General features: G+C 42.4%; 12 protein-coding genes. 10 read left to right on the top strand and 2 right to left on the bottom strand.

Annotation, left to right across the window (positions count from 1 at the left end):
• Positions 1–14: 14 nt before the first annotated feature.
• Both gyrB and gyrA read left to right on the top strand, forming a co-directional pair.
• A complete protein-coding gene (gene gyrB / locus LCH52_13505) occupies positions 15–2,015 on the top strand; it encodes a DNA topoisomerase (ATP-hydrolyzing) subunit B (protein MCA0389499.1) in 2,001 nt (666 codons plus the stop codon).
• An 18-nt stretch (positions 2,016–2,033) separates the two neighbouring features.
• On the top strand, positions 2,034–4,505 hold the full coding sequence (gyrA, locus tag LCH52_13500; GenBank protein MCA0389498.1) for a DNA gyrase subunit A: 2,472 nt from the start codon (positions 2,034–2,036) through the stop codon (positions 4,503–4,505).
• Positions 4,506–4,609: 104 nt separating this feature from the next.
• On the opposite strand, the gene LCH52_13495 is transcribed toward gyrA, so the two are convergent.
• Both LCH52_13495 and LCH52_13490 read right to left on the bottom strand, forming a co-directional pair.
• Complete coding sequence (locus tag LCH52_13495) at positions 4,610–5,344, bottom strand: hypothetical protein (protein ID MCA0389497.1); 735 nt, start codon at positions 5,342–5,344, stop codon at positions 4,610–4,612.
• A gap of 175 nt (positions 5,345–5,519) precedes the next feature.
• Positions 5,520–6,575: an NAD(P)-dependent alcohol dehydrogenase gene (locus LCH52_13490; GenBank protein ID MCA0389496.1), complete on the bottom strand. Its 1,056-nt coding sequence runs from the start codon at positions 6,573–6,575 to the stop codon at positions 5,520–5,522.
• A 194-nt stretch (positions 6,576–6,769) separates the two neighbouring features.
• On the opposite strand from LCH52_13490, the gene LCH52_13485 reads away from it, so the two are divergent.
• From LCH52_13485 to LCH52_13450, 8 genes are all read left to right on the top strand, one after another.
• Positions 6,770–7,342, top strand: a complete 573-nt coding sequence (locus LCH52_13485) for a hypothetical protein (GenBank protein MCA0389495.1) — start codon at positions 6,770–6,772, stop codon at positions 7,340–7,342.
• Between the two features lie 157 nt (positions 7,343–7,499).
• On the top strand, positions 7,500–10,181 hold the full coding sequence (locus LCH52_13480; protein MCA0389494.1) for a hypothetical protein: 2,682 nt from the start codon (positions 7,500–7,502) through the stop codon (positions 10,179–10,181).
• 207 nt (positions 10,182–10,388) lie between these two features.
• Positions 10,389–12,134 carry an ABC transporter ATP-binding protein/permease gene (locus tag LCH52_13475; protein MCA0389493.1) on the top strand — a complete coding sequence of 582 codons (1,746 nt, stop codon included), beginning with the start codon at positions 10,389–10,391 and terminating at the stop codon, positions 12,132–12,134.
• Positions 12,135–12,145: 11 nt separating this feature from the next.
• Positions 12,146–13,156, top strand: a complete 1,011-nt coding sequence (locus LCH52_13470; protein ID MCA0389492.1) for a hydroxyacid dehydrogenase — start codon at positions 12,146–12,148, stop codon at positions 13,154–13,156.
• A gap of 7 nt (positions 13,157–13,163) precedes the next feature.
• Entirely contained in the window at positions 13,164–14,957 is a 1,794-nt protein-coding gene (locus LCH52_13465) for an ABC transporter ATP-binding protein/permease (protein MCA0389491.1), read from the top strand.
• 777 nt (positions 14,958–15,734) lie between these two features.
• Positions 15,735–17,363, top strand: a complete 1,629-nt coding sequence (locus LCH52_13460; protein MCA0389490.1) for a T9SS type A sorting domain-containing protein — start codon at positions 15,735–15,737, stop codon at positions 17,361–17,363.
• Positions 17,364–17,630: 267 nt separating this feature from the next.
• Entirely contained in the window at positions 17,631–17,873 is a 243-nt protein-coding gene (locus tag LCH52_13455) for a hypothetical protein (protein ID MCA0389489.1), read from the top strand.
• 82 nt (positions 17,874–17,955) lie between these two features.
• Positions 17,956–18,411 (top strand): T9SS type A sorting domain-containing protein, encoded by a 456-nt coding sequence (locus LCH52_13450; protein ID MCA0389488.1) that lies wholly within the window; start codon positions 17,956–17,958, stop codon positions 18,409–18,411.
• Positions 18,412–18,678 lie beyond the last annotated feature (267 nt).

Here is an 18,678-nt window from a genome sequence, read left to right as displayed (position 1 = left end):
ATTAGAACAATCAGATGAATGAAAAAAACGGTATTCCTAACGGAAACGGGAGTGATTACAGTGCATCGAGTATCAATGTCCTAAAAGGACTCGAGGCTGTAAGAAAACGACCCGCAATGTATATCGGTGATGTCGGTGTAAGAGGTCTTCACCACCTGATTAATGAGGTAGTGGACAACAGTATTGATGAGGCTCTTGCCGGATATTGCGACCAGATAAGAGTTACCATTAATCAGGACAGCAGTGTGACCGTGGAAGACAACGGTCGCGGTATCCCGGTTGATATTCACGAGGAAGAGCAGAAATCGGCTCTCGAAGTGGTGATGACTGTACTTCATGCAGGCGGAAAATTTGACAAAAATTCATACAAGGTTTCCGGTGGTCTCCATGGTGTTGGTGTTTCGGTTGTGAACGCACTTTCAAGATGGTTGAGAGTGGAAGTGAAGAGAGACAGAAAAGTTTACTTCATGGAATTTAAAAGAGGTGAGATGACAACGCCTCTGAAGGTGATCGGAAAACTTAAAACAGATGAAACGGGCACCAAAGTCACTTTCATGGCTGATGATGAGATATTCAAAACCACTACTTTTAAGTATGATACGGTAGCTTCCCGTATGCGTGAGCTTGCATATCTTAACAAAAATGTGAGCATCGCAATAAAAGATACCCGTGAAGGGCTTGAGGAAGAGGATATTTTCCACTTCAAAGGAGGATTGGTTGAATTCGTCGCTTACATGGATGAAGGAAGAAAACCCCTCCATAAAACTGTTTATATCGAAGGTGAAAGAGAAAACACCCCGGTTGAGGTTGCGTTCCACTACAACGAGGAATTTTCTGAAAACATTTTCTCCTATGTAAACAACATCAATACACACGAAGGTGGTACCCATCTTGTTGGTTTCAAAGCTGCTCTTACCAGAACATTGAATGCCTATGCAGCAAAAAACAACCTGCTTAAAAATTCGAAAATCAATCTTTCTGGAGATGACTTCCGCGAGGGACTGACCGCGATCATCTCAGTAAAAGTGATGGAACCACAGTTTGAAGGACAGACCAAGACAAAACTTGGCAACAGTGAAACAAAATCTGCCGTTGAAACCCTTGTGAATGAGAAACTTGCCGAATTCCTGGAAGAGAATCCGGGTGTTGGGAAAAAGATCATTGAAAAAAGTCTCAGAGCTGCCGAAGCAAGAGAAGCTGCCCGCAAAGCGCGTGATCTCGCAAGAAGAAAAAACGCTCTCGACAGTTTCGATCTCCCCGGCAAACTTGCCGACTGCTCGATAACCGACCCCGAACACTGCGAAATCTACATCGTTGAGGGTGATTCCGCGGGTGGATCTGCCAAACAGGGACGCGACAGAAGGTTTCAGGCGATACTTCCGCTTAAAGGTAAAATCCTCAATGTGGAAAAGGCAAAACTTCACAAAATCCTTGAAAACAACGAAATTCAGGCAATTATTGCTGCCATGGGTTGCGGAATCGATACCGAATTCGATCTCGCCAAGCTTCGTTACGGCAAACTTATTCTCATGACCGATGCCGATGTGGACGGAAGTCATATCCGGACACTTCTCCTTACCTTCCTCTACAGATACATGAAAGATCTGATCATTACGGGCAAGGTTTACATCGCTCAACCCCCTCTTTACAAAGTGAAAAAAGGGAAAGAGGAATTTTACGCTTTCGATGACAAGGAAAGAGATGAAATTCTGAAGAGAATAAGAGCCGGTCAGAAAAAAGCCACTGCCGTGGAAGCCGATGGAACCGAAGAATATGATGACGAAGGAAACATCAAAGGTGTGGTTATTTCCCGATACAAAGGTCTTGGTGAAATGAACCCGAGCCAGTTGTGGGAAACCACCATGAACCCCGAAACGAGAACCATTCTTCAGGTTAACCTTGAATCTGCTGCAGATGCCAACAGACTCTTCGAGGTTCTCATGGGCGACAGCGTTGAACCAAGAAGACTGTTCATCGAAAAAAATGCAAAATATGTAAGAAATTTAGATATATAAAGAAGAGTTTAAATCAATATGTCAAATATGTTTGATAAAATCATTCCTGTTTCACTTGAAGAAGAGTTAAAATCTTCTTACATCGATTATTCGATGTCGGTAATTGTTTCAAGAGCGTTACCCGATGTCCGCGATGGTCTGAAACCTGTTCATAGAAGAGTGTTGTTTGGTATGCACGATCTGGGCTACTACTACAACAGACCCTTCAAGAAATCTGCCAGAATCGTGGGTGAAGTGCTTGGAAAGTATCACCCGCACGGTGATTCCTCCGTTTACGATGCGATGGTGCGTATGGTCCAGGAATTCTCTCTCCGCTACCCGCTTGTGATGGGTCAGGGTAACTTCGGATCAGTAGATGGTGACTCCGCAGCAGCGATGAGGTATACCGAGGCAAGACTTGCGAAAATCTCAGATGAAATGCTTCGCGATCTCGACAAAAACACGGTAAACTTCGTCCCCAACTTCGATGATTCACTTCAGGAGCCATCGGTTCTCCCCTCGTATCTGCCCAACCTTTTGATCAACGGTTCGAGTGGTATTGCTGTGGGTATGGCTACAAACATCCCGCCGCACAACCTGACAGAAACGATTAACGGGCTTGTTGCCATGATCGACAATCCCGCAATTGATATCGATGGACTGATGCAGCATGTCTCAGCCCCCGATTTCCCGACTGGCGGAATTATCTACGGGTATTCAGAAGTGAAAAGTGCCTACCACACGGGCAGAGGAAAGCTTATCGTTCGCGCAAAAGTGAATACTGAAACGCAGAAAAACGGCAGAATTCACATTATTGTTACCGAACTTCCCTACCAGGTTAATAAAGCAGCTCTTATCGAAAGAATTGCTCAACAGGTTAAGGAGGGGAAACTGCAGCACATCTCGAATCTAAGGGATGAATCCGACAGGGACGGTATGCGTGTGGTTATCGAATTGAAAAAAGATGCTCAGCCTGCTGTAGTGCTCAACCAGCTCTACAAACATACCCAGATGCAGGTAACCTTTGGTGTAATCATGCTCGCACTTGTGAACGGAGCTCCAAAGGTACTCAACCTTAAAGAGATGATGCACCATTTCCTGCTCCACAGAATGGATGTTCTCATTCGCAGAACCCGTTTCGAACTCGATGCGGCAGAGCGAAGGGCACATATTCTTGAAGGCTACATCATTGCCCTCGATAATATCGATGAGGTAATTGCGGTTATTAAGGCTTCGAAAGATACCGAAACTGCAAAGAAAAACCTGATGGAACGCTTCAAACTTTCAGAAATTCAGGCAAAAGCGATACTCGATATGAGATTGCAAAGACTGACCGGTCTCGAAAGAAAGAAAATTGAGCAGGAATATAAAGAGCTTATCAAACTGATTGAAAAACTCAGAGGGATCCTCGAAAGTGAAGAGAAGAGAAATCTGATCATTAAAGAGGAACTCATAGCTCTTCGCGACAAATTCGGTGACGAAAGAAGAACCGAGATCATCTACGACTACGAAAACTTCTCACTCGAAGATATGATTGCTGAAGAGGATGTGGTGGTTACCATATCCCACAGAGGCTTCATCAAGAGATTCCCTGCCAGCGGCTACAGAAAACAGAAACGCGGCGGAAGAGGTGTAACAGGTGCAGGAACAAAAGAAGGTGATTTCGTGGAGACAATGTTTGTTGCCTCGACACACCATTACATTATGTTCTTCACCGACAAGGGTCGCTGTTACTGGCTTAAAGTACACGAAGTTCCCGATGTCGGAAGATCCGCACTCGGAAGGTCGATCCTCAATCTGATTGAGAAAACACCCGACGAGCAGATCACAGCTTTTGTTACCGTAAAAGAGTTCAAGGATGATCAGTACCTGATAATGGCAACCAAAAACGGCATCATCAAGAAAACTGTCCTCTCTGCCTACGGAAATGTAAGACGGGGTGGAATTATCGCCCTGAATCTGAACGAAGGTGATTCCCTCATCAGTGCCAAACTTTGTGAAGCCGGTGACAATATCATTATCGGTACACACGATGGTATAGCAATCCGTTTCGACGAGAGTGCTGTTCGTGACATGGGTAGAGCTGCAACAGGTGTTATCGGTATCAGACTCGAGAAAGGCGACTTCGTGATCGGTTCTCTCGTTATCAAAAGAACAAGTACCGTAATGGTGGTTACTGACAAAGGTTATGGAAAACGGTCGGATGTGAACGATTATCGCGTTACCAACCGTGGCGGAAAGGGTATCATTACCGTGAAAACCACCGAAAAAACGGGTAAACTGATGTCGATCATGGAACTCAACGACAACGATGAACTTATTTGCATCACTTCAGGCGGCATGGTCATTAAAATGGCTGCGAAAGATATCCGCACCATGGGAAGAAACACCCAGGGCGTAAGAATCATCAACCTGAAGGATAATGATTCGATTACCGACATCGCAAAAGTCGTACCGGACGACGATGATACTGCAACCGATACCGCAGAAACGGAAGAAACACTCCTTTAATGCAGTAATGCAGGTAATCCAATAATGCAGTAATGTTTTAAGCCTCTTCAGAAATGGAGGGGCTTTTTTAATGCAGTAATGAAGAGAATCCAATAATGCAGTAATTAAAAACACTCGGTAACAATTGCAATACCCGCTTTTATTTCGAAGCCACCGAAGGAGCCGGTGGTCTCTCTCAAGTGACGGTAATATGTGGAAGTGCCTTCGTAGAGAGGCCTGAAGTCAAGACCAAAGGCGTCAATATTGTAGGATGGTTTTACATAGAGATAGACTGACCCCGTCAGATTGAGAAGGAAACTCATTCCAATCGAAAAATTTGTTGAAGTGCCAATATCCCCCTTTACCTCGTTTGGTGATTTTGTGGTCTTTGTCGTAAAGGAGAGAGAAGTAATATTGGCTTCGAAGGTGGGAACGATCACAGCAAAACTCCCTTCCAATATCGAAAAGAGATAGCCACTCGAGATATTAAAGGTGTTGCCGGTCAGGTCAATCGATCTGCCGTAATCTCCATCAGTGGCGAAAAGCGGATCAATCTCAGAGTTCATTGATCCGGTATGGTGTGCGTAAAAAAACTCCACAACAACACCATCAACGCCGAAACCACCTCCCAGAAAATATCCGGAAAGCATTTGGGGTGGTTTCATCAGGGTTGAATGAATCGAAGTCCTGTCAGAATTGAAACGATATGCGAAATTCTCGAGCCCGGAGGAATTTACTGAATAAAAATCAGGTCCTCCCGTCAACCAGGCAGCAAAGGGAGCGTCAATGCTCCCGTAATACTGCGAATAAGCAGGTGAAACGAACAAAAGGAAGCATAAAAGTCTGTAAAATTTGAGCATATCGTTATCTCATTAAATGGAATTAATGGTTTAAATCGATATACTCTGCGATTTCAAAAAAGTTTCCTTTTCTCCGTTTCACACTTGACGCATCACAAAACTGACTGAATGTAATACAGGGTACCGTTGAATACGACCATCAGGTCAACCCTGAAGCAGGGACCCTGAATCGGGCTTATTTTTTCAGAGAAGCCATATCAATGACAAACCGGTACTTTACATCACCCCGTTCGAGCCGTTCAAATGCCCCGGCAACATCCTGAATTTGAATCATTTCGATATCCGCTGTGATGTTGTGTTTTGCACAGAAATCGAGCACTTCCTGGGTTTCAGTGATTCCTCCTATGCTCGATCCCGAAAAGCTGCGTCGTCCCATCACCACACTGAAAGCATGTATCTCCAGGGGTTCAGCAGGAAGTCCGACCATGACAACACTTCCGTCCAGTTTCAACAGGTTGAGGTAGGTGTTCACATCATGTTTTGCCGATACCGTATCGAGAATGAGATTGAGTTTTCCGGCATATTTTCTCATCTCAGCCGCATCAGTGGACAAAACTGCGTTGTCTGCACCAAGTCTTTTTGCATCCTCAATCTTCGATGAAGAAGTCGTAAACACAGTTACTTCGGCGCCCATCGCCTTTGCAATCTTAATGGCAAGATGTCCCAAACCGCCCATTCCAAGAATACCGACCTTCTTTCCCGGTCCGGTATGCCAGTGTTTCAGCGGTGAATAAACCGTAATTCCGGCGCAGAGAAGTGGTGCTGCTGATGCCGGATCGAGATTTTCAGGTACACGAAGTACATAGTTTTCGTCACAGACATAACTCTCGGAAAATCCGCCGTATGTCATCAATCCCGTATGCCTGTCAGGGCTGTTATAGGAATAAATCACACCCTCAGCACAGAACTGCTCCAGGTCTTCCTCACAATATTCACATTTTCCGCAGGAGTCAGCTATGCATCCAATGGCAGCAAGTTCACCTGCTCTGAATTTTGTCACTTCCGCCCCAACCCGGGTTACCTTTCCGATTATCTCATGACCCGGAACGACAGGAAATGTGGTGAATCCCCATTCATTCCTGATTTGATGCAGATCAGAGTGGCAGATGCCACAATAAAGAATATCCAGTTCAACATCGTGCGGCAGCAATTCCCGCCGCTTAATTACCATCTCATGAAGAGGGGTTTCATGCGTCTCTGTACCGTAGGCTTTTACATTTTTTGTAGTCATAATATTATCCGGCTTAAATGTGATTAAAATCTTCAATACAAACATAATGAAGTTGAGGAGATCAGACTGTACACAAAAATGGTGGCACAAATTCCTGTTATTGCTCTGTCTTTTGTTGTCTTGTGAATATTTTACCGATATTTCTTTAGTTTGACCGGGTTTTGTATTTTACAATTAACTAATTGAGATTTACCATGAGACAGATACTTTTTTTTGTAATCTTTATCCTGTTTGCATATCCCCTGGCTTCGCAGGAAAACGAGCTAAAAGCCGGTCCTACTCAATATAAAGGCGGCAACCCCGACTTCTACATCTTCCCCGGAAGGGCTGCCCTGATAGTTTACTCTTCTCTCGATAATCTGAAATTCAAATGCACGACTGATACCATAATTGGTCCCGTTTTTGAAGCAGCCGAAAAAAGGTACATCGTAATATTCGATACTCACGATCAGGTAATCGAGGTTTCTGCTCCGGGATTCAAACCCGTTCTGATAAATATACCATCACTTCAACCCTCGGATGTTTTGCCGTATTCAATTGAGCCAAAACTTGCTGAAAATGATCCCGGAATAATTGAAGTGACATTTACCATTTCACCACCTGATGCCGAACTGTTTGTGGATTTCAAGAAAACGGATCATCATCTTCCTGTTAAATTGAGTCCGGGAAATCACAAAATTAAAATCACTAAAGAGGGAAAGACGCCCTTGAAACAGGAAATTTTTGTGGACAAGGAGCACAAAACATTTACCGTCACACTCGAGTAGAAATATGGTGTCCGGATACGGACTGAGGTAGAACTCCAGAACCTCAGAATTTCGGAGAAACTGAGATTCCGGTGTTCGACAATATTGAAAACTAAAAGAAGACAGATCAATGACCTGTAGATACAGTTTATTAAGTTGTGCTATTTTTACGATCGTTTTGGTACAAACCATAAAATCACAGGTACCAGACGGGATACTTTTCGGGAAAAATTTTGCACAAAACAGCTTTTGGAATATATCTGAACCCGATGAAAGAAATATTGACTGGGAGAAACTACTCTCACATGGTATCCATAATATCTGGGAGGCAGAAGGAGGAAGCGGGAGTATTTATTCCGGCACTGTCAGAATGAACCGTGACTCCAATTACACAACTGTCATAAGCGATCAATCGGGGAGTTATGTCAAAACCAAATTAGCGGAAAGATTTCTGACCGACACAAGCTGCAACAAAACCCGTCAGGAGATCACACTCGTTGAAGGTCCATTTATTTATCAGGAAAGGGATTACAGATTTACAAACCTGCCTGGACTTCCAAATTCAATGCTGATACAATATCTGGCATATTTTAAGTTAAAGAGTGGGGGAAGGCCTGATTCGAACACCACGGTTTGTTCATTACGGGTGAATCTGAACCTGACAGATATATCAGGGAATAAAACAACCGTCATGTTGGCGGGAAAGGAAGTAAAACGGGATGATTTGTCCGATGAGTATTTTACGCTGATCATTCTTCCATACGATTTGCGAATAATAAGCAGTTTCAATAACAGTTCATCCTCTAAAATCGATCCGCAGAGCATAAAATCGATGAATATATCGTATGCAGTTGTACTTCCTGAATGTATCAGCACAGAAAACCACGGAGAACTATACATCGATAATATTGAAGTGATGGATGAGTTAATCTGGTATGTTTATGGCAGAGACAAGGAAAGAATACTGGAACGCTTCTCGATGAAGAACAGCCAAATGCTCAGTAAGACGAACAGCCATATAAAGACAGGATACCTCAACAAAAAAGATGAGATTGCTGAGAAGGGTCACTCCGGACGGACTCCACATTCAGGGAGCGGTCGGGCTGTTGTTCCAACCATCCGCTATGTGAAGGCGGGTAACCCCACGCCTGTGTATCCATACACAAGCTGGGCAACGGCATCTGACAGCATACAGAAAGTTGTTGACATGTGTGAGAGTGGAGATACGATACTGATTGGAACGGGTATTTACAGGGAGCAGGTTGTATCAGAACATCCGGGAAGAGACCTTGCGATAATCGGTATCGATGTTGACAGTTGTGTTGTGGATCTGAGCGGGTTTGACCTTTTTTTATCATGTACAGGGTTTGAGATTCAAGATAACTTAATACTAGAAAACATGTCAATAAAAACATACAATTTTAATACTTGGCATATTGGAGTTTGGTTAAAGGGATCAGTTTCATCCGAAATAAGAACAATTATAAAAAATAATAAATTTATTGGTGGCTTTCAATTTGCATTCTCTATTTGGAGTGGTGATGGTGAAGTCTGCAATAATTATATCCAACGCCCACAGGTCGGAATTGAAAATAAGTTCCGTCCTGGTTCCAGAGAATTATTTATTAGAAAAAATATCGTATTAAACTCACAGCTCAAAGGGATTGTGTCAAGCTACGGGAGAATTGTTGACAATATGATTCTAAAAAGTAAAATTGATGCATTTGAGTTTAATGTGATTGGTGGTTCAGTTGCTCAGTTAAACAATAATCTTTTAGATAATGGAAAAAATGGAATCTTTGCGGTGAAAAGCAGAATCATAAACAATATTATTTCTAATATGGTGAATTGTGCTGCCTCGTACGGTGGTAATGATCAGTTCAATTTTGTAAATAATATTATCGATTCCTGGGGCACTATCTTCGATCTTTCAAATTCAGGAGTAGTCTCGGGCAACATCAGTTACAACAACTTCTACGGCAACGGCACAATTTCCAATGACATTTCAAAACTTGATCCCGATACTCTGATCTACACTTCGTGTGACCCGATGTATGAAGGCACCGACAGTAGCAACTACCGTCTTCAGATGTACTCCCCCCTCATTGATGCCGGTGACCCGACCATCCTTGATGTTGACGGAACCAGAAGTGACATCGGAAGGTATGGCGGTCCCTACGGTCAGAGATACGAATATCTTGATCTTGCACCCAAAAAACCGAGGTTTACTCTTGTTACCTCACCCCCTTTACCCTCCCGTGGGGATGCCTCCGGCACTCTCCTGAAAGGCGAGGGGAGGATGGAGATTCACTGGCGGGGAGGTACAGAGGCGGATTTCAATTCATTCTCACTTCACAGGGGTAGAGACCCGTATTTCATCCCGGGAGAATTAAACAGAATATATACAGGCAGAGACACAATGTTTACCGATTCACTCTCAGACCCGACAGGAAACTATACATACAAAATCACAGCGAAGGATAACCAGGGACTCGTAAGCAAATGGGACAGTGTAACGGTGGTACTGACCGATATTGCAGAAGGAGGGGAACTTTCACCCAAGGGAGTGGTACTCTACCAAAACTATCCCAACCCTTTTAATCCATCGACAACGATAAGATTCAGGCTTGAAGAACCGGGAGAGGTGATACTGAGGGTTTATGATGTAAGCGGAGCGATAGTGGCAGTATTGAACAACGGCTGGCTACCTGCAGGAGAGCATGAGAGGGACTTCACCCCGGGAAAGACAGGAACGATGAATGACATGGCATCGGGAGTATATTTCTACAACCTCACCGTGAGGGATGCAAATCTGAAACCCGTGTTCATCCGCTCGGATAAGATGCTTTTTGTGAAGTAGAACCTCAGAACTTCAGAGTGTCAGAACTTCGGAGATTCTGAGGTTCCGGAGTTCCGAGGTTCTAAAATGGGAATCTGAACCATCTCTCAAGAAATGTTGTTACAACATATATTAACACAAAATACAACCGTTTGAATAATAGTTTTTTAATCCTGTTGTAAAATGTGCGATTTTTCAGACTTCAATTTTTAGAATTTCCGGAAAAAAATGAAAAACCTCAGGTCGCTGAAGAAATATTTTGCCCGCTATAAAACAGCTCTGTTTGCGGGGATTTTCTTTATCATCGTATCAAACCTCTTCACGGTGTATGTCCCGATTATAATAAAGGACTCGTTGAATGACCTTCAAAACGGACTTGCACACGAAAAATTATTGAAGTATGCCCTGCTTATAGTGGGTTCCACTCTCATTGCGGGTATTTTCCGGTTTATGATCCGGCAGACCATCATCGTGATATCCCGAAAGATTGAATACGATCTTCGTCAGGATTTTTGGGAACACATCCAAAACCTCTCTCTCCGCTTTTTCCAGAATCATTCCACCGGCAACATTATGGCACACGCCACCAATGACATCAGTGCCGTAAGAATGTTCATCGGTCCCGCAGTGATGTATTCCATCGATACAGGCATAAGGATGATCATAGTTGTCTCCATCATGTCGATGATAAGTCTTGAAGTGACTCTTTGGAGCCTTATTCCGCTCCCGATCCTTTCATTTCTTGTATATACCGTCGGACAGAAAGTTCATAAAAGATTTACCCTCATACAGGAGAAATTCTCTGATCTTACCACAAAAGCCCAGGAAAATTTTTCGGGTATCAGGGTTATAAAGTCTTATGTGGCGGAAGAGAGGGAAATAGAAGATTTTGACCGTTTAAGCAAAGAATATCTGACACGAAACATGCACCTGATCAAGATTCAGGCTTTGTTTCAGCCTACTCTTTTTCTGGTCACAGGTCTTTCGGTCATCGTGACCATCTGGACAGGCGGTTCTGCTGTAATCAATAAAACCCTGATGATCGGTGATGTAACTGCTCTGGTTATGTATCTTGGAATACTGATCTGGCCCATGATCGCTCTCGGATGGGTAATCAATATTATTCAGCAGGCGGAAGCAAGCATGGCGAGATTAAACAAAATGATGGCTGAGAAGATCGAGATCAAGGATGTCTCTGAAGCCGAAAGTGCTTTGAAGGACATCAAAGGGGAAATAGAATTCCGGAATGTTTCCTTTAAGTACGGGGATGATCTCCCCTGGGTTTTGCATGATCTTAACCTGAAAATGCCGGCTGGCCACTCGATCGCGTTGATGGGGAGTACAGGAAGCGGAAAGAGTACTCTTATCAATCTCATTCCCCGCCTGTTCGATGCCTCATCTGGAGATATTTTTATTGATGGTGTAAACATCAAAGACATATCACTGAAGACACTTCGCCGTTCCATCGGATTTGTGCCGCAGGAGGCTTTCCTCTTCTCTGATACCATAAGGAACAACATCTGTTACGGGAAGGATGATGCCTCGGAGCAGGAATTGATGCAAAAAGCTGAAATTGCCCAGTTCTCCAAGGATGTGCTGCAGTTCCCCGAAGGTTTCGATACCATGGTTGGCGAGAGGGGAATAACCCTTTCCGGTGGTCAAAAACAAAGAGCATCCCTCACCAGAGCCCTTATGATTGAACCAAAAATTTTAATACTCGATGATTCCTTCTCTGCCGTTGATACCCACACCGAGGAGGAAATTCTTCAGGGACTCCGCGGATTCATGAAAGAGAGAACCACCATAATGGTAAGTCACAGGGTTTCAACTGTGAAAGACGCCGACAAAATCGTGGTTCTCGACAAGGGAAGAATTATTGAAGAAGGTACGCATGAAGAGTTGCTGCAGTTGAACGGACTCTATGCCGGTATCTACTCGAGACAATTACTTGAACAGGAAATCGAAGAAATATAAGGAATATTGCCATGTCACAGATAAAAATTGCGTTTTTTGAGATCGACGGTGATGAGAAAAAATATATCAAGAGAAAATTTGACAAAAACTTCATTCTCGAATTTTACAAAGAGCCTCTTACAGTCAACAACTGGGAAAAGGCGAACGATGCGGATGTTGTCTCGGTTTTTATCTATTCAAAACTGACTGAACAGGTACTGCACAACCTCCCCTCCCTGAAACTTATTTCCACCCGCAGCACGGGATTCAATCATGTCAATCTGGATGCGGCACAAAAGCGGAACATCTCGGTTTGTAATGTCCCCTACTATGGCGAAAACACGGTAGCGGAACATACTTTTGCCCTCATTCTGGCTCTTTCAAGGAATCTGCACAAGGCTTATGTCCGCTCTATTCAGGGGAATTTTTCCCTTCAGGGTCTGAGAGGTTTCGATCTGAAAGATAAGACGATCGGCATAATCGGCGCAGGAAGCATCGGAACTCATGTTATTAAAATGGCAAAGGGATTCGGAATGAACATCCTCGTTTTCGATCCTGTGCAGAATCACATTTTTGAAGAGATACTCGAATTTAAATATGCCACTCTCGAAGAGTTGCTCTCGAAATCCGATATAATTTCCCTTCACTGTCCATACAATGAAAACACCCACTACCTTTTAAATATGGAAAACATCGGTCTGGTAAAAAAAGGTGCTCTGTTTATAAACACCGCAAGAGCCGGATTGATAGAACCCTCAGCCCTTTATTATGCAATCGACAACGGCATATTCAGTGGTGCAGGACTCGATGTGTTCGAGGGTGAGGACCTCGCAGGTGAAGAAAATCAGATGCTCTCAAAAAATGTTTCTCCCGAACAGATGGAAGCAATTCTAAAAAGGAACATCCTTCTTAGAAGGGAAAATGTGATTATTACACCACATATTGCATTTGACTCAATTGAAGCTGTAGAAAGAATTCTGGAGACAACAGTTTCCAATATTAAAAGTTTCTTTAACGGCGATAAATACTACAAGATTATATAGAGATAAAATGGCGAAGAAGATAAATTCCGAAGATGAAGTATTAGGTAAAGCGTACGACTCGAAGCTGATGAAACGGCTTCTCGGTTTTGTGAAGCCCTACAAAAAATATGTGGTAATTGCGATACTTCTGAATGTGCTGGTTGCCGGTTTGGGACCTTTGAGGCCCTACCTGACAAAAATAGCCATTGATGACAAGATTTTCAACAGTGATTTTAACGGCTTGCTCCTCATTGCCCTGGCTTTGTTCGGAGCTCTGGCTACGCAGTCTGTCATACAGTATTTCCTCACTTACTACACACAACTGCTCGGTCAGAAGACAATTCTTGACCTAAGGAAGAAACTTTTTCGCCATACTCAAAAACTCTCCGTCAGTTTTTTCGACAGGACACCTATCGGCAGACTTGTAACCAGAGTAACGAATGATGTGGAATCGCTAAACGAACTCTTCTCCTCGGGTATCGTAATGGTCTTCAGTGATGTCTTTATCATTTTATGGATTCTCGGTTTTATGTTCTTCATCAACTGGGAACTGGCGCTGATAACCCTTTCAGTCCTTCCCCTGCTGATATACGGAACCTTCCTTTTCAGAAAGAAGGTGAGGGAGTCATACAGGGATATCAGGATGTATCTAGCACGACTGAACTCGTATCTGCAGGAGCATATTACCGGTATGGGTATTGTTCGCCTCTTCAACAAGGAAAAAGAGGAAGCTATAAAGTTTGCCGGGATAAACGGTGATCACAGGGATGAAAACATTAAATCGGTCTTCTATTATGCGGTTTTTTTCCCGGGTGTCGAGTTAATTTCCTCTGCCGCAGTTGCATTGATAATCTGGTACGGTGGTGGTGATGTAATTCAGAACAACATCTCTCTTGGTGTTCTTTTCGCTTTCATTCAATATACAGAAATGTTTTTCAGACCGATCAGAGACCTCTCCGAGAAGTATAACATCATGCAGACCGCGATGGCTTCCTCCGAAAGAATTTTCGGATTGCTCGATGACGAGTCATTTATTAAGAATCCTGAAAATCCAAAACCGTTGGATGAGGTGAAGGGAAAAATTGAGTTTGAACGGGTCCACTTCGCTTACAACGACGATAACTACATACTTAAGGATATCTCATTTTCGATAAATCCCGGTGAAACCATTGCAATTGTAGGAGCAACGGGTGCCGGCAAAACGAGTATCATCAATATTCTCACCCGTTTTTACGACATCAACAAAGGTAAAATAAAAATTGACGGTGTTGATATCACTCAGGTTGATAAAAGGGAGTTGAGAAGGAAGATTTCAATAGTTCTGCAGGATGTTTTCCTCTTCTTTGGCACAATAAAATCGAATATCGGCATGAACGACCCTGCAATTTCCGATGAAAAGATTATCGAGGCAGCGAAGCATGTAGGTGCCCACCGTTTTATCGAATTGCTGCCGAACAAATATGATGAGCCCGTTAAGGAACGGGGAGCAACCCTCTCTGTAGGACAGAAGCAGTTGATCTCTTTCGCCAGAGCTCTCGCTCACGATCCGAGTATCCTGATCCTCGACGAAGCCACTTCAAGTGTGGATACCGAAACCGAAAAGATGATTCAGACCGCCATCGAGACACTTCTCGAAGGAAGAACCGCCATCGTTATCGCCCATCGCCTCTCCACGATAAGAAATGCCGACAAAATTATCGTTATGCACAAAGGGGAAATCAAGGAGATGGGGAATCATGATAAACTTCTCGAAAACAAAGGTCTCTACTATAAATTGTATCAGCTTCAGTATAAAGATCAGGAGTTGTTGCTTTCAAAATAAAAGGGAAATGTGGCAACCTCAACTGCTCAAATAAAAGTCACAGAGTCACGAAGTCACAAATTTCCAATTAAGGCTGTCCGCTGTAATTATCGGTCAGCCTTTTTTTGTATTATGGCATTATAATTTCTCTTTAGGGACTATAAATTGGCAGTAAAGTAATAATACTGCCGAAATATAGATAATTTATATTCCACTCTCTTAAATTTGGAATCAATCCTGATATAAGGGGTCACCTTAAAAATTACTGATACTCAGGTCAGCCAAAAAGTTTGATGTTACTTCCCGGATCATTTTTTATCGATCCTAAAATTAGCCTTTTTCACCTTTGCTACTATTTTTCCCTGTAAATTAAACAATTATTCTGCCCTCGAAAAATCATTCTGGAACTCACTGAATTAAAAATAATTTTTCTATAATGCAATCAGGAAAAGGTATTACCTTTTACCTTTTTTTATTCGGATGTTGTTATGATGTTAAAGTGAGCGTTGGATTTTAATTTGATTCAGTGTTGCACAATTCATTGTGAGTAAAATGTATCATGGGTTCATTGTTTATAGTTCTTAAAGCCGGGCTTATTATCAACACTTGGGAAATTTTTTTGTCTTCTGCCGGGAAACTTGCCATACCTCCGTTTTGGTTTGTTAACTTTCTGTCTTCTCTTTTTATCTCCTATCCCGGTTTTACGGGTCCCCCAATTTTTCTGTACCTTCCTGAAACTTTTCATTCTAAATATCTATTTTTTGATCCATCAACACAAACTTTGTGTGAGGAAATTCTATGTCTAAACTAACAAATAACCCTTTTCAATTTGTCTCGTTTTCATTTCTGCTGCTTTTAGTTGTTTGCACAAATGAAGTTAGTGCCCAGTTCGATTCTGTTGTGCTTGTCCGCCGGGCATGGCACTGGGATCAATCAGTTGTATATCTGGGAGACCAGAACAATGATGGATATGACGATTTTGTACTTGTGGAGCAAGACAGTGCAAATGGAGAATACAAAAAATGGGGATTTGCCCATTTCTTCTTTGGAGGCGATCCACTGAGTTCTATTCCTGCATATTCGATCTTTCATCCTGCGGGTGCTTATGCTGTTACTGCCTGTGATGTAAACAGGGACAGCTACAGAGACCTTATAATTGGTCAAAAATCACATCGAGAAACTGATCATTGGTACAAAGTGTATTATGGCGGACCGGATTTTGACACAATACCGGATTTTGAATTCCAGTTCCCTGATACTTCTGCATCTTACATACTTATGATGGGACGGGAATGGCCGGCGGATATTGACGGAGATGGATGGGAAGAATTAATACTGTGTCATCAATATTACACAATCCCACCTTCAAGTGGAAATTACACAGGTACAATGTATTTTTTTAAGTCTTCTTACACAAATCCACTTCAAGAGGTTTATACATATACGCCACCAATCCAAACAGATGGATATGGGATGAGTACTGTGCAAAGCGCTTTCTCATTTATGGACATAGACGGAGACAAAAAAGGTGATCCATCATTTGTTATCAGAAACCCTAACGGAAATCCAAAAACTGCCAAGAGATTTTTATTTGGAGATTCGACTTTTACTTTCGAGTACACTTCTGATATTAAGGACGCTTACGCAGAATACGCCTCCCGCATTCATCCAGTGCCTGATATGAATGGTGACGGGAAAAGCGATATTATCACAGTAGACGCAATCGAAAATATATTTCCATATTGGTTCGGAGCAGTGCTTTTTAACGGTTCAAGACCTGTTAACACGAATGCCGTTGAAGGTTTTAACACACAAAACAATAGTTGGTCATATCTGTTTTCCCCCGGTGATGTAAATGCTGATGGATTTAACGATATAATAATTCATACATTCTACACCAGCGCGAGGCTTTACCTTGGAGGCAACCCAATTCCGGATGAAAAAGCGAGAGTCTATTCTCCCGCAGACCCGGGTTTTTATTCTTTTAATTTTGGCGGCAGAATAGGCAATGTTACGGGTGACGGAGCAGATGATATTTGCATCCTGGAGAATGCGTTTTACGATGTAAGAGCAAAACAAGGCAACACTTTTATAATAAAAGGCACAAGAAAACCCACTGACATTGGAGATGAGAAGGATTTATCCCTTCCTTCAGAAATTGAGATATTTACCTCCCCAAATCCCATAGACGGAAGCACAGATCTTAAATACATAATCCCCAAAGATGGAATTATACAAATTCAGGTATTTGACATAATGGGAAGAGAAATTTATTCGAAATCAAACTACAAAACAAGAGGTGAACACAATGAGGATATAAACTTTGGTGCCCTCAATATTTCAAGCGGCACCTATATGATAAGGGTTTCTTCTGACCTGCAGAAGGGGGCGACGACCAAAACCGTCAAAGTAATATACATTAAATAAAATAAAAGAAAATTAAAAAGATGAAACATGCAAGATTATACATTATGTTTGTGTTCATTTCGTTTTGTGCATTCTCACAGAACAGACCGGGGATAGATTACTTTCCCCACACCAGCTTTTTTGATTTTTCCGTTCAATATCTTTACCCGCCAAACTCAAAAATATAACTATGTAACAAAAGCGGGAACCTGGCAAAATCCTGCGTTTGAACAAGATACTAATAAATGATATACTGCTGTCCGGGAATTTATAAGTTCTGTTAAACCGATGGAATCTACTTTACTCAAACTCAGATGGCTGGCTGCCAAATATTGGGATGAAACTTCTGCAATTCCAAAAAGCTGGATAAGTGAAATAGAAACCTCACCTACGGGAAGTTTCCCTGTAAATCCTACAGACCCCCCGATGGTACAAACAGGATATTTTGAAGAGTATAGCCATCTTGCGGGTTATAATCCAAAATCTAAGTACATCTACATAGTGAACAGAGGATGTAAACACAGTATATGACGATATCATTACGAGATATCCGGGGAAATACCCTGCTGAATATTCCCTGTACAAAAAAGCATTGTATCAGACCGGTTCTCAAATGGATAAAAAAGGAGCAAAAATCACATTCAATAAATTGAGGACTGATTTTCCCAACTCCCTGTTCATCAAAGACCTTGTTGTAAGGCTCGCAGACACTATGGTGTTTTCCAACAAATCAGTTATTCCACTTGGACTTCCTAAACAACAATCTCAGACGACAAATTCGGAAGTTTTTGAATACAATCTTCTAAATAATTATCCTAATCCATTCAATCCTGAAACGGTTATTAAATTCTCCCTCAAGGAGAAGAGCAGCGTAATGCTAACAGTTTACAACATCACGGGTCAGAAGGTTGCAGAACTTGTATCAGGTGAAATGGAGAAAGGGTTTTACGAGAAGAGATTTGATGGAACAAAACTCTCATCAGGAGTTTACATTTTCCGCATTGAAGCGCAATCGCTTGTGAGTAAGACAACATATTCAAAAACGATGAAAGCTTTGCTCTTGAAGTAGCGGAGTAGCGAAGTAACAGAGTAGCATACATTACCAATAGCCCTCGAATTCATTCGGGGGTCGAAAACCAAAAACTACAACTAATTTATAGGGCTGTCTCTAGAGGGGGCAGACATTTAATGTATCGTTTTATCTGAAAAAGTGGTGGCAAGCCGGTCAGACAAAAAGTTCGATATTGCTTCTCGATACTTCATTTTTTTTCGATTCCGATACTAAACCTTTTAATACTTTGCCAATATTTATTCCTGCAGGACGATATAAGGTTGT

Source organism: Bacteroidota bacterium (genome assembly GCA_020161395.1).
Lineage (GTDB): Bacteria > Bacteroidota > Ignavibacteria > Ignavibacteriales > Ignavibacteriaceae > UTCHB3.
This window is presented reverse-complemented; position numbering and strand designations above follow the sequence as displayed.